Consider the following 11,976-nt stretch of genomic DNA (forward strand, 5'->3'; position numbering starts at 1 on the left):
AGGATGGCGAGCAGGAACGCTCTCTACCTAGGAGGATGCCGTGCCAGCACCGCTGCCACATGAACACCTGCCGTCGGTTCCCGCGCTCGTGGTCGAGAGCGACGACATCCAGGACGGCGAGCGGCTGAGCGACCTGCACGTCTTCAACGACTGGGGCATGACCGGCCAGAACGTCTCGCCCCAGCTCCGCTGGTCCGGCGCGCCGGCCGGCACCCGCGGCTACGCCGTCACCTGCTACGACCCCGACGCCCCGACGGGCAGCGGGTTCTGGCACTGGGTGCTGTTCGACCTGCCGGCCTCGGTGACCGAGCTGCCCACGGGCGCGGGCACCGCCCCCGACTTCAAGGGGCTGCCCGAGGGCGCCGTGCACGCCCGCAACGACTACGGGCTCAAGGCCTTCGGCGGCGCGGCCCCGCCGCCCGGCGACCCGCACCGCTACGTCTTCACCGTCCACGCGCTGGGCGTGGACAAGCTGGGCGTGGACGGCGACGCCAGCCCGGCGGTGGTCGGCTTCAACATCACCGCCAACACCCTGGCCCGGGGCCACGTCATCCCGGTGTACGGCGTCTGAGCCCCGCCGCGCCAGGGTCACGCCCGGTCACCGGATAACGGCCCCCAGGCGGTCGGGTTACGGCCCGGCGCGGGCCCGCGGTCCTGGGCCAAGCTCACGGCCCGCGTTCCAGCCCGTGGCCCTGGAAGGCCGCCCGGGGCGGGGTCACGGCGTGCCGGCCCCGCTCCATCCGGCCCGGGGCGGCAGCTCGTCCGCCGTGGCCGCCGCCTCCAGCCACATCTGGTGCTCGTAGGCGCTCATCGGGCGGTCCGGTATGCCCGCCGAGGCCGGGCGGGCGGCCGGCCCGCCGCAGCCCATGACCTGGCCCAGCAGTCCGTCGAGCATCGGCAGCCCGAGCCCGCCCGGCGTGCAGAAGCGCAGCTCGCGCGGGAGCTGGATGTCGGAGGTGATCTCCTCGTCGGCACTCGCGGGAGCGCCCGCCGCGATCGCGGCGGCCAGCGCGAGAAGGGCGACGCCCAGAATGCGCCTGGTGCGGGAAAACATCCGCTACTCCTTTCGTGGAAGCGTGTTCGGCACACACATTTCCTCACTGCGGGTAGCGGATCAATTGTGAAACGTAATGGCCGGTAAACGAAAACAAGAGCGGCCCGGAAAACCCGGGCCGCTCTTCGTCTCGGCGTCGCGAAAAGACCTAGAAGTCCATGTCGCCGCCGCCGGGCATGGCGGGAGCGGCCGGGGTCTTCTCGGGCTTCTCGGCGATGACGGCCTCGGTGGTGAGGAAGAGCGCCGCGATGGAGGCGGCGTTCTGCAGCGCGGAGCGCGTCACCTTGGCCGGGTCGATGATGCCCGACTCGAACATGTTGACGTACTCGCCGCTCGCGGCGTTGAGGCCCTCACCCGGAGTGAGGTTGCGGACCTTCTCCACCACGACGCCGCCCTCGAGGCCGGCGTTGACCGCGATCTGCTTGAGCGGCTCCTCCAGGGCCTTGCGGACGATCGAGGCGCCGGTGGCCTCGTCGCCGGCCAGCTCCAGCTTGTCGAACGCCTTGGCGCCGGCCTGCAGCAGCGCCACGCCACCGCCGGGGACGATGCCCTCCTCGACGGCCGCCTTCGCGTTGCGGACGGCGTCCTCGATGCGGTGCTTGCGCTCCTTCAGCTCGACCTCGGTGGCCGCGCCGGCCTTGATGACGGCGACGCCGCCGGCCAGCTTGGCGAGGCGCTCCTGGAGCTTCTCGCGGTCGTAGTCGGAGTCGGTGCGCTCGATCTCGGCGCGGATCTCGTTGACCCGGCCGGAGATCTGCTCGGCGTCACCGGCGCCGTCGACGATCGTGGTCTCGTCCTTGGTGACGACGACCTTGCGCGCGCGGCCCAGCAGGTCGAGGGTGGCGTTCTCGAGCTTGAGACCGACCTCCTCGGCGATGACCTGGCCACCGGTGAGGATGGCGATGTCGTTGAGCATGGCCTTGCGGCGGTCGCCGAAGCCCGGGGCCTTGACGGCCACGGAGCGGAACAGGCCGCGGATCTTGTTGACGACCAGGGTGGCCAGGGCCTCGCCCTCGACGTCCTCAGCGATGATCAGCAGCGGCTTGCCGGATTGCACGACCTTGTCGAGCAGGGGCAGCAGGTCCTTGTTGGCGGAGACCTTGCTGTTGACGATCAGGATGTACGGGTCCTCGAGGACGGCCTCCATGCGGTCGGAGTCGGTGACGAAGTACATCGACACCATGCCCTTGTCGAACCGCATGCCCTCGGTGAGCTCGAGCTCCAGGCCGAAGGTGTTGCTCTCCTCGACGGTGATGACGCCTTCCTTGCCGACCTTGTCCATCGCCTCGGCGATGAGCGAGCCGATCTCGGGGTCGGCGGCGGAGATGGAGGCGGTGGAGGCGATCTGCTCCTTGGTCTCCACGTCCTTGGCCAGCTTGGAGAGCTCCTCGCTGACGCGCTCGACGGCGGCCTCGATGCCCTTCTTCAGGGCCATCGGGTTGGCGCCGGCGGCTACGTTGCGCAGGCCCTCGCGTACCAGCGCCTGGGCGAGCACGGTGGCGGTGGTGGTGCCGTCGCCGGCGACGTCATCCGTCTTCTTGGCGACTTCCTTGACCAGCTCGGCGCCGATCTTCTCCCACGGGTCCTCGAGCTCGATCTCCTTGGCGATGGAGACGCCGTCGTTGGTGATCGTGGGAGCGCCCCACTTCTTCTCCAGCACGACGTTGCGGCCCTTGGGGCCCAAGGTCACCTTGACGGCGTCGGCGAGCTGGTTCATGCCGCGCTCGAGACCGCGCCGGGCGTCCTCGTCAAACGCGATCATCTTGGCTGCCATAAGGCTAGACCTCCCAGATGCAGGGTGGCGTGTCCTGGACCGAGCCGACGCCCGCGACGGCAAGGGCCTGCATCTCCGTTCGGCAGACCCCATCGTCTCGATCCCGAGTCATTGGCACTCTGCCACACAGAGTGCCAACGAACTGTTTAGCACTCTACCCTGCCGAGTGCAAGCGAACGACCTTCGGGAGGGAACGGCTCGCAGGTCAGCCCAGTCGGCTCCGCGTAGCGCACGTCCCCGGACGGCGGGCCGCTCACCGTGTGGCCCGCCGTCTGGATCGGTGAATACGAGGGGTGGCGGAGTCGCACGGACTGCGTTGCCGCGCGAGGCCGCCGGTGCGTACCAGTGACGTGAATCAGACCGCGCGGACAGACTCGGCCTGCGGTCCCTTCTGGCCCTGCGTGATCTCGAACTCGACCCGCTGGCCTTGTTCGAGAGATCGGTACCCGTCCATCAGGATCGCGGAGTAATGGACGAATACATCCTTACCACCGTCTACCGCGATGAAGCCGTAGCCCTTGTCCGCGTTGAACCATTTGACGGTGCCCTGCGCCACTTCCGACTCCTCTTACTGGGGCTACGGATCCCGCCCATTCCACCGCGAGACCCGTAATCGCCCGACTTAAGGGAAAACAGCCAGACGATCGCCTCGACCATACCTGTGGCACGGGGTTTGGCAACAGAGTCAATCCGCAAACGGCGCATTTGTTCGCAGAGAAGGTACTTCAACCTTGAATTGGACCGAAAAGCCAGAAGGCGCCCACTGGGGGCGCCTTCCGTCATGTCGTAGGGCACTCAGCCGCCGGCGACCGCCGGGATGATGGAGATCTGGGCGCCCTGCGGGGCGGGAGTGTCGAGCCCTTCGGCGAATCGGACGTCCTCTTCCCCGACGTAAACGTTGACGAAACGCCGAATCTTGCCCGATTCATCCAGAATGCGCGCGCCGATACCCGGGTAGTCCGCGTCGAGCTTGGCGAGCACGTCACGAAGAGTCGCGCCCTCGCCACCGACTTCCGCGTTTCCGCCGGTGTACGTGCGCAGAATGGTGGGAATCCGCACAGTAACGCTCATGGTTATCTCGCCTTTCCTGGTTGTCAGACAGCCGCGCGGAACGCGTCGAGAGAGGGCCTGATCACGGCGGTGGGCCGCGACGACTCGCCGGCGACGGCGTCGAGCGTCTTCAGCCCGTCGCCCGTGTTGAGCACCACGGTCTCGGCCTCCGGGTCGAGCCGGCCGCTCTCGACGAGCTTCTTCAGCACGCCCACGGTCACCCCGCCCGCGGTCTCGGCGAAGATGCCCTCGGTCGAGGCGAGCAGCTTGATCGCGGCCACGATCTCGGGGTCGGTGACGTCCTCGACGGCCCCGCCGGTGCGCCGGGCGATGTCCAGCACGTACGGTCCGTCCGCCGGGTTGCCGATGGCCAGCGACTTGGCGATGGTGTCGGGCTTGACCGGCTGGACGACGTCGTGCCCCGCCTTGTACGCCGCCGACACCGGCGAGCACCCGGCCGCCTGCGCCCCGAAGATCTTGTAGGGGGCGTCCTCGACCAGGCCGAGCGCGATGAGCTCCTTGAAGCCCTTGTCGATCTTGGTGAGCTGCGAGCCGGAGGCGATCGGGATGACGATCTGCTCCGGCAGCCGCCAGCCGAGCTGCTCGGCGATCTCGTACGCGAGCGTCTTGGAGCCCTCGGCGTAGTAGGGCCGCAGGTTGACGTTGACGAAGCCCCACTTGTCGCCCAGGGGGTCGCCGATCAGCTCGGAGCAGAACCGGTTGACCTCGTCGTAGGTGCCGTCGATGCCGATCAGCCTGCCGCCGAACACCCGGGCCATCGCGATCTTGGCCTCTTCGAGGTTCGCCGGGATGAACACGCAGGCGTCGAGCCCGGCCCGCGCCGCGGCGGCCGTCACCGCGCCGGCCAGGTTGCCGGTGGAGGAGCAGGACAGCGTGTGGAAGCCGAAGGTGCGCGCCGCCTCGACGGCGATGGCGACCACCCGGTCCTTGAAGGAGTGGGTGGGGTTGCCGGAGTCGTCCTTGACGTGCAGGGACCTGATGCCGAGCGCCCGCCCGAGGTTGCCCGCCCTGACCAGCTTCGTCCAGCCCGGGTTCATGTTGGGCTTGGTGGCCACGTCGGCGGGGACGGGCAGCAGCGCCCGGTAGCGCCAGATGCTGGCCGGGCCCGCGGCGATCTCCTCGCGGGTCACCCGGCCGAACTCGTAGGCCGCCTCGAGCGGCCCGAAACACTCCTGGCACGCGAAGCTGGGCCCGAGCGGGTAGCGGGCGCCGCACTCGCGGCAGGACAGAGCGACGGCAGGACCAAAGTCGTGCGACATGAAGCGAGGCCTTCCCTCATCTTCGCCCACGGCCACCTTGACCGCGAACCGGAATTGGCACCTTGTCCCGGTCGGCCTCGCCAGGTCGCGAGTCGAAAGCCGGGAGGGTTGCCGGGGCTTCGCAGGGCCGGTCCCTCCACCCCTCTGGATGAGCAATATGAAGTTGTTGAATAGGACTCTACCCGCTTAAGTGGCCGAAATTACTACCTGTCTCAGCATTCGAGACGGGCCGTCTCAGCGGTAGTCCTCACCCAGCACCGCCTGCACGTACTTGCGTGCCTGGTGGATCCGGGACTTCGCGGTGCCCAGCGGGATGCCGAGCTGCTCGGCCACCTCGTTGTAGTCGAGCTGCACGATATCGCGCAACACGAGGGCCTGCGCGAGGTCCGGCTTGTCGGCCTCCAGCGCCTCCATCGCGTCGAGCAGGTCGAGCCGGGAGCCGGCGATCACGCTGACCCGCCGCACGTCGGGCTTCTGCATCGGCAGCTCGTCGGAGGTCTGCTCGGCGGCCCGGCGTTTCAGCGACCGGTACGTCGTGCGCGCGCAGTTGGCCGTGACGATGTGCAGCCAGGTGCTGAACCTGGCCCGGCCCTCGAAGCGCCCGATGTTGCGGGCCACGGCGAGCAGGGTGTCCTGCGAGGCCTCCTCGGCGTCCTGGTGGTAGGGCAGGATCCGGGAGCAGTGGCGCATCACATCGGGCTCGATCCTGGCCAGCAGCTCGCCGAGCGCGCGATGATCTCCCGCGGCGGCGGATCGGGCGAGTTCCTCGGTTAGCTCATCAAGCGCCATAGCTGGGATCCTATGATCGAAGGGAGCTTCGATGAACAGCGTCCTGGTGGCCTCCAACAGAGGGCCGGTCTCCTTCACCGTCTCCGACGACGGCGTCCTCATCATGAAGCGCGGCGGCGGCGGTCTGGTGTCCGGGCTGTCCGGCGTGACCAAGGAGGACGGTGTTCTGTGGGTCTGCGCCGCGTTGTCGGACGACGACCGCAGCGCCGTGCGCGTGTCCCCCGGCGGCCGGCTCGACCACGCCGGCTACGACACGGGGCCGCTGCGCATGCTCGACATCCCGGCGGCGACGTTCCACCGGGCCTACAACGCCGTCGCCAACTCCACCCTGTGGTTCGTCAACCACCTGCTGTACGACATCCCCAACGCGCCCAACTTCGGCACCCGCTTCGGCCGGGAGTGGGCGTCCTACCGCGACTACAACGGCGCCTTCGCGCTCGCCCTGGCCGAGGAGGCGGGCCACGAGGCCCGCGTGATGGTACAGGACTATCACCTGACCCTCACCCCCGCCATGCTCCGGGCCGAGCGCCCCGACCTGCGCATCGCGCACTTCAGCCACACCCCGTGGGCGCCGCCCGAGTACTTCTCGCTGCTGCCCGACGAGGTGGCCGGGGAGGTCCTGGAGGGCATACTCGGCGCCGACCACGCCGGGTTCCTCACCGCGCGGTGGGCGGCGGCGTTCATGGACTGCTGCGAGTCGCTGCTCGGCGCGGAGGTCGACCGCGCCGCCCGCGCCGTCACCCACGAGGGCCGCACCACCAGGATCGGCGTCCACAGCCTGGGGGTGGACGGCGCGGCGCTGTGGGAGCGGGCCGGCGAGCCCGACGTCGAGTCGCACATGGCGGCGATCAGGGAGCAGGTGGGCGACCGGCGGCTGATCGTCCGCATCGACCGCACCGAGCTGTCGAAGAACATCGTGCGCGGCCTGGTGGCCTACGGCGAGTTCCTCGCCGGCCATCCCGAGTGGCACGGCCGCGTGGTGCACCTGGCCTTCGCCTACCCCAGCAGGCACGACCTGCCCGAATACCGCGAGTACACCGCCTCGGTGCAGCGCTGCGCCCAGGAGATCGAGAACGAGTTCGCCACCGAGGACTGGGACCCGCTGATCCTCAACGTGCACGACGACTACCCGCGCTCGCTGGCCGCGTACCGGATGGCCGACGTGCTGCTGGTCAACCCGATCCGCGACGGCATGAACCTGGTGGCCAAGGAGGGCCCGGTGCTGTCGCCGCGCTGCGCGCTGGTGCTCTCGCGGGAGGCGGGCGCGGCGGCCGAGCTGGGGCCGCACGCGCTCGTGGTCAACCCGTACGACATCAGCGGCACCGCCGCCGCCCTGCACGAGGCGCTGGTGATGCCGGAGGACGAGCGGCGGGCGCGGCGCGACAAGCTGTGCGCCGCGGCCACCGCGCTGCCCCCGCAGAAGTGGCTGTCGGCCCAACTGGACGCCCTAGCGTGACCAGTCGGCGTTCTTGAGCGTGTCGGCCAGCCCGGGCGTGTCCCACTGGTCCACGACCAGGATCCGGCTCTTCGGCAGGTACCACTCGCGCTGGGTGAAGTGTCCCTTCGTGCGGCCCTTGTCGTAGGTGACGCAGGTGGACTTCCAGGCGTTGTAGGCGGCCTTGTGGCCGGGGCCGACCTGGCGCAGGCCGCGGGTGACCTTCGGCCCGACGTACTCGCCCCACTTGTGGTTGTACGGGCACGGCTGCACGTCGCTGGCCGTGTAGAAGGGGTTCTTGCCGGTGTAGGGGCCGAAGCCCTCCGCGCCGCGCTTGATGTAGGACGGGCCGAGGATGTAGAAGGCGTCGCACTCCAGCGTGCGCCAGCCTTCGGCCTTGCCGCACCTGCCGGTCACGACCTGCACGTTGTCGGGGCCGAAGCGGTGCACCACCCACTGGATGGGGATGTAGAGGGTCAGCCCGGCGCGCAGCTTGAGCGCCTGCGCGGGGGCGGCGGCGTGCGCGGGCAGGACGGCCGTGGCGAGGGTGGCGAGGGTGGCCGCCGCGGCGGCCGCGACGGCGAGGTGACGCTTGAACATGCCCGTGACCCTAGGGAACGTCACTTGCAGTCCAGTCATCAACGACTGAACGCCGACGCGAGCTCCGCCAGCAGGGCCACCACGCCGTCCGGGCCGTCCACCACGATGTCGGCCCGCTCGGCCAGCGCGCTGACCTCCGCCGAGCCGCTGCACACGGTCACGCCGGGCAGCCCGGAGGCGCGTACGGCGTCGAAGGCCGCGAGGTCGCCCAGGTCGTCACCGGCGAACAACACCGAGCGCGCGTTCCGCTCGGCCAGGAACAGGCCGAGCGCATGCCCCTTGTCCATGCCGGCCGGGCGCAGCTCCAGCACCATGCGGCCCGGCTCGACCACGAGCCCGTGCCGCTCGGCGAGCCGGGCCAGCGGCTCGCGGAGCGCGGCCAGCGCGCCCTCGGGGTCGGCGCTGCGGCGCGTGTGCACCGCCACGGCCCGGCCCTTGTCCTCCACCACCACGCCCGTGAGGCCGAGCCGGTCGAGCAGCAGCGGCAGCTCGGCCCGCACCCGCGGCACGCCCGCGGGCGGCGGCGGGGCGGAGATCCGGCCGCCCTCCCAGCGCTCGAAGCCGTAGTGCCCGAGGATGACCAGCCCGGGGACGTCGGCCAGCCCCGGCCCCAGCTCCAGCGCGGTGGCGGGCGGCCGGCCGGTGACGATGGCGACGGCCCCCACGTGCGCGCCGAGGTCGGCGAGGACCGCGGGCGCCTTGGGGTGGATCACGGCGGCCGCCGGATCGGGCACGATCGGAGACAGGGTTCCGTCGAAGTCGAGCCCGATCACGGCCCCGGCCGGGTCCTTCAAGATTGCTTCAATTCCAGGGATGTTCTCCACGCGGCTGCCGTACCCAGCCGGTCAGGGGCGCATGCCAAGCCTTCTGGCGGCGCGGTCGCGCTGGCGGGTGGCGCGCAACCGGCGAAGCCGCTTGACCAGCATGGGGTCGTGCTCAAGCGCCTCCGGCCTGTCGATCAACTCGCCGAGCATCTGGTAGTAGCGCGTGGCGGAGAACCCGAAGGTCTCCTTGATGGCCTGCTCCTTCGCGCCCGCGTAGCGCCACCATTGGCGTTCGAAGGCGAGGAGCTCGATGTCGCGTTCCGTGAGTGGCTGTCGGGACGGTTCCTGGGCAGCACTGTCACCGCTGAGCGGTGCTCCCATGGTGTCCTCCTCTGAGGGGGCGTGCGACGGTCTCGTCACACGCACGCGGCCCGTGGCCAATCGTAATGTGCGAAGTGCGGCTGTTCACGGTGGATTGGGAGACGTACAGTCACGAATTGTGACCTCCGTAATCACGCTCCTCACCGACTACGGGCTCGAGGACGGCTACGTGGCCGCCTGCCATGGCGTGATCGCCGGGATCGCTCCGCAGGCCCGGGTGATCGACGTGTGTCATCTGGTGCCCTCGGGGGACGTCCGGCGCGGCGCGGCGATCCTCGCCCAGACCATCCCCTACCTCCCGCGCGGCGTGCACGTCGGCGCGGTGGACCCCGGCGTCGGCGGCGCCCGGCGCGCGGTCGCCGTCGAGGCGGGCGGGCGGGTGTTCGTCGGCCCGGACAACGGGCTGCTGTCGTGGGCGGTGCGCGCCAGCGGCGGGGCGCGGGCCGCGTACGAGATCCGCAACGACGCGCACTTCCTGCGCCCGGCGTCGCCCACCTTCCCGGGCCGTGACGTGTTCGCGCCGGTCGCCGGCCGGTTGTGGGGCGGGCTGGCTCCGTCCGAGCTGGGGCCCGAGGTGCCGGTGGGCCGGCTCGTGACGCTGCCCGAGCCGACCTCGCAGCTCCGCGACGGCTCGGTGGAGGGCGAGGTCGTCTCGGTGGACCGCTACGGCAACACCCAGCTCTCGATCGCGGCGGGCGACCTGCGGGCGCTCGGCGTCGAGATCGGCGACACGCTGGGCGTGTGGCTCGGGCGGCGGCAGCTCTCGCTGCCGTACCGGGAGACGTACGCGGCGGTGCCGCCGGGTGAGCTGGTGGCCTTCGCGGACTCGGCGGGGCTGGTCGCGATCGCGGTCAACTCCGGTGACGCGGCGCAGCGGCTGGGGCTCCCGCCCGGCGCGCATGTCCGACTTTCGCCCACGCGGTAGCACTAAAGCCTCAGATCGGAATTACTCCGCGTATCGGTCTGTTTACCGAAGCGTCGGATTGCACCCGCGGTCGCGTGCCAGAATGCCGGTCTGGTCGAGCGTTCCCCCCTCACCCGCTCGAGGTCCGCCGTGTACCACCTCTCCGCTGTGCTGCTCCTCACCCTCGTGACCGCGCTCTGGCCGGCGCCCGAGCCGCCCGTGTCGGAGCGCTGGCACGCCTGGCCGGTCGAGCGGGTCTTCCCCCCGGCGGTCGCCGGGGTCAGCCCGTCGGGGGCGCGGGTCACGTACGTGCTGGTCGGCGTCGCGCCCGAGGCGTCCTGCCCGGAGGCGTTCCAGCCCGGCGCGCTCGCCGCCGGCTGCCGCACCGCGCTCCGCGCCACCTACGCCGACAGCACCCTGACCTACGTCGTCACCGTCGGCATCGCCGTCCTCGACCGCCCGGCGCTCACCGGCGTGGTGAGCGACCGGCCCGGCGGCGGCGCGGGCGATCTCGCGGCGCTCGGGGCCGGCGACCGGCCGGCGACCGTGCGGCCGGTGGCCTTCCCGCGCGGCGCGGCCGCCTGGTTCGGCGCGCGGCAGTACGTCACCGGCGCGCTGCTCGGCTCCCGGGCCCCCTACCTCGTCGGCACGGCCGCCGGGTACGCCGACGGGCGTCCGTACCGGCGGGAGGACGCGCCCGAGCCCCGGCTCCGCGACGCCGCGCGCCGGCTCGCGACGGCCTTCCAGCGGACGCTGACCCGATGAGGCCCCCCAGGGACCGCCCGGTGCGCCGCCTCCTCGCCCCCGTGCTGCTGGCCGCCTGCGTGGTGGCGGTCCCGGCGCCCGGCGCGGGCGACGACGTCGGCGCGGTCGCCCGCGCGGGCCAGTGGCAGCTCGACGCGCTGCGGCTGCCCGAGGCGTGGCGGCGCAGCAGGGGCGAGGGCGTGCTGGTCGCCGTCCTCGACACCGGCGTCAACGCCCGCCATCCCGACCTGGCGGGCGCCGTCGTCCAGGGCCCCGACCTGACGGGCGCCCGCCCCGGCACGGGCCTGTGGGGCCACCACGGCACCGCCATGGCCAGCCTGATCGCCGGGCGCGGCCACGGCGAGGGCCACCTGGACGGCGTGCTCGGCGTCGCGCCCGCGGCCGGCGTCCTGTCCGTGCGGGTCACGCTGGAGAACGGCGACCCGCTGCGCGAGCGGCAGCCCCCGGACGGGCACGACGCCCTGGCGCAGGGCATCCGGTACGCGGCCGACCACGGCGCGGGCGTGATCAGCATGTCCCTGGGCGGCGGCAGCGGCGCGTGGGAGGGCTCGGCGGCCGAGGAGGAGGCGGTGCAGTACGCGCTCGGCAAGGGCGTGGTGCTGGTGGCCTCCTCGGGCAACGACGGCGACGCGGGCAACCGCAAGAACTTCCCGGCCGCCTATCCCGGCGTGATCGCCGTCGGCGCGGTGGACCGGCGGCTCCAGGTGGCCCGTTTCTCCAACCGCCAGGACTACCTGTCCGTGGTCGCGCCGGGCACGGAGATCGTCACGGCCGACGGGGCCGACTCGTACGTGGTGGGCGACGGCACCAGCTCGGCCGCCGCCATGGTGGCGGGCATCGCGGCCCTCGTCAGGTCGGCCCGTCCCGGCCTGTCGCCGCACGAGGTGCGCACGGCCATCGAGCAGGGCACCAGGAAGCGGCCCGCGGGCGGCTACAGCCACTCCTACGGCCACGGGGTGGCCAACGCGCTGCTCGCGCTGCGCGCCGCCGACGGGCTCGGGCCGCCGGCCGTTCCGCCGTCCCGGCCCGGCCCGTACTTCGGGCCGGGGCCCGGCCCGGGCGCGCCGGCCAGCAGGACGGCCGTGGTGGTGGGCATGCTGGCGCTGATGGCGGTCATGTCGGCGCGGGTGGTGCTGGGGCAGCGGCGGCGGAAGCGCGGCGAAGGGGATTCACCCTAACA

General features: G+C 71.5%; 14 protein-coding genes and 1 riboswitch. Of the genes, 5 read left to right on the forward strand and 9 right to left on the reverse strand.

The features are described 5' to 3' along the window. The first annotated feature begins 40 nt into the window (after positions 1-40). Positions 41-571 (forward strand): YbhB/YbcL family Raf kinase inhibitor-like protein, encoded by a 531-nt coding sequence (locus tag MF672_RS07175; protein WP_242378188.1) that lies wholly within the window; start codon positions 41-43, stop codon positions 569-571. A 144-nt stretch (positions 572-715) separates the two neighbouring features. On the opposite strand, the gene MF672_RS07180 is transcribed toward MF672_RS07175, so the two are convergent. From MF672_RS07180 to MF672_RS07205, 6 genes are all read right to left on the reverse strand, one after another. After that, positions 716-1,054: a hypothetical protein gene (locus tag MF672_RS07180; RefSeq protein WP_242378191.1), complete on the reverse strand. Its 339-nt coding sequence runs from the start codon at positions 1,052-1,054 to the stop codon at positions 716-718. A 148-nt stretch (positions 1,055-1,202) separates the two neighbouring features. Beyond that, positions 1,203-2,828 (reverse strand): chaperonin GroEL, encoded by a 1,626-nt coding sequence (groL, locus tag MF672_RS07185; protein WP_242378193.1) that lies wholly within the window; start codon positions 2,826-2,828, stop codon positions 1,203-1,205. 355 nt (positions 2,829-3,183) lie between these two features. Further along, positions 3,184-3,384, reverse strand: a complete 201-nt coding sequence (locus tag MF672_RS07190; RefSeq protein WP_020546479.1) for a cold-shock protein — start codon at positions 3,382-3,384, stop codon at positions 3,184-3,186. A gap of 239 nt (positions 3,385-3,623) precedes the next feature. Beyond that, positions 3,624-3,899, reverse strand: coding sequence for a MoaD/ThiS family protein (locus MF672_RS07195; protein ID WP_242378195.1), 276 nt, complete (start codon positions 3,897-3,899; stop codon positions 3,624-3,626). A gap of 23 nt (positions 3,900-3,922) precedes the next feature. Continuing rightward, positions 3,923-5,158: a threonine synthase gene (thrC, locus tag MF672_RS07200; protein ID WP_242378197.1), complete on the reverse strand. Its 1,236-nt coding sequence runs from the start codon at positions 5,156-5,158 to the stop codon at positions 3,923-3,925. A gap of 13 nt (positions 5,159-5,171) precedes the next feature. Then, positions 5,172-5,313: riboswitch (SAM riboswitch) on the reverse strand. Positions 5,314-5,392: 79 nt separating this feature from the next. Further along, entirely contained in the window at positions 5,393-5,947 is a 555-nt protein-coding gene (locus MF672_RS07205; protein WP_242378199.1) for an RNA polymerase sigma factor, read from the reverse strand. A gap of 31 nt (positions 5,948-5,978) precedes the next feature. On the opposite strand from MF672_RS07205, the gene MF672_RS07210 reads away from it, so the two are divergent. Next, on the forward strand, positions 5,979-7,403 hold the full coding sequence (locus MF672_RS07210) for an alpha,alpha-trehalose-phosphate synthase (UDP-forming) (protein ID WP_242378201.1): 1,425 nt from the start codon (positions 5,979-5,981) through the stop codon (positions 7,401-7,403). Here MF672_RS07210 and MF672_RS07215 read toward each other — a convergent pair. The 3 genes from MF672_RS07215 to MF672_RS07225 are packed head-to-tail and all read right to left on the reverse strand — an operon-like array spanning position 7,395 to position 9,127. Next, entirely contained in the window at positions 7,395-7,982 is a 588-nt protein-coding gene (locus MF672_RS07215; RefSeq protein ID WP_242378203.1) for a hypothetical protein, read from the reverse strand. The two genes, MF672_RS07210 and MF672_RS07215, sit on opposite strands and share 9 nt — an antisense overlap. A 38-nt stretch (positions 7,983-8,020) precedes the next feature. Next, the gene (otsB, locus tag MF672_RS07220) at positions 8,021-8,776 is read right to left on the reverse strand and encodes a trehalose-phosphatase (RefSeq protein WP_242378219.1); all 756 of its coding nucleotides are present in this window, start codon (positions 8,774-8,776) and stop codon (positions 8,021-8,023) included. 51 nt (positions 8,777-8,827) lie between these two features. Beyond that, positions 8,828-9,127: a DUF3263 domain-containing protein gene (locus MF672_RS07225; RefSeq protein ID WP_242378220.1), complete on the reverse strand. Its 300-nt coding sequence runs from the start codon at positions 9,125-9,127 to the stop codon at positions 8,828-8,830. 118 nt (positions 9,128-9,245) lie between these two features. Between MF672_RS07225 and MF672_RS07230 the strand changes: the two genes are divergently transcribed. From MF672_RS07230 to MF672_RS07240, 3 genes are all read left to right on the forward strand, one after another. After that, positions 9,246-10,052, forward strand: coding sequence for an SAM hydrolase/SAM-dependent halogenase family protein (locus MF672_RS07230; RefSeq protein WP_242378221.1), 807 nt, complete (start codon positions 9,246-9,248; stop codon positions 10,050-10,052). Positions 10,053-10,199: 147 nt separating this feature from the next. After that, a complete protein-coding gene (locus tag MF672_RS07235; protein WP_242378222.1) occupies positions 10,200-10,796 on the forward strand; it encodes a hypothetical protein in 597 nt (198 codons plus the stop codon). Then, positions 10,793-11,974 carry a S8 family serine peptidase gene (locus MF672_RS07240; protein ID WP_242378223.1) on the forward strand — a complete coding sequence of 394 codons (1,182 nt, stop codon included), beginning with the start codon at positions 10,793-10,795 and terminating at the stop codon, positions 11,972-11,974. Before MF672_RS07235 ends, MF672_RS07240 begins: the two co-directional genes overlap by 4 nt. Positions 11,975-11,976 lie beyond the last annotated feature (2 nt).

The sequence above is a fragment of the Actinomadura luzonensis genome, assembly GCF_022664455.2.
Classification (GTDB): Bacteria; Actinomycetota; Actinomycetes; order Streptosporangiales; family Streptosporangiaceae; genus Nonomuraea; species Nonomuraea luzonensis.

What these genes read in the sequence shown, in the direction of transcription:
- MF672_RS07215 (WP_242378203.1), bottom strand. Translation starts at nt 7,982, where the DNA reads ATGTTCAAGCGTCACCTCGCCGTCGCGGCCGCCGCGGCGGCCACCCTC.
- MF672_RS07205 (WP_242378199.1), bottom strand. Translation starts at nt 5,947, where the DNA reads ATGGCGCTTGATGAGCTAACCGAGGAACTCGCCCGATCCGCCGCCGCG.
- MF672_RS07240 (WP_242378223.1), top strand. Translation starts at nt 10,793, where the DNA reads ATGAGGCCCCCCAGGGACCGCCCGGTGCGCCGCCTCCTCGCCCCCGTG.
- MF672_RS07195 (WP_242378195.1), bottom strand. Translation starts at nt 3,899, where the DNA reads ATGAGCGTTACTGTGCGGATTCCCACCATTCTGCGCACGTACACCGGC.
- MF672_RS07180 (WP_242378191.1), bottom strand. Translation starts at nt 1,054, where the DNA reads ATGTTTTCCCGCACCAGGCGCATTCTGGGCGTCGCCCTTCTCGCGCTG.
- groL (WP_242378193.1), bottom strand. Translation starts at nt 2,828, where the DNA reads ATGGCAGCCAAGATGATCGCGTTTGACGAGGACGCCCGGCGCGGTCTC.
- MF672_RS07225 (WP_242378220.1), bottom strand. Translation starts at nt 9,127, where the DNA reads ATGGGAGCACCGCTCAGCGGTGACAGTGCTGCCCAGGAACCGTCCCGA.
- MF672_RS07210 (WP_242378201.1), top strand. Translation starts at nt 5,979, where the DNA reads ATGAACAGCGTCCTGGTGGCCTCCAACAGAGGGCCGGTCTCCTTCACC.
- thrC (WP_242378197.1), bottom strand. Translation starts at nt 5,158, where the DNA reads ATGTCGCACGACTTTGGTCCTGCCGTCGCTCTGTCCTGCCGCGAGTGC.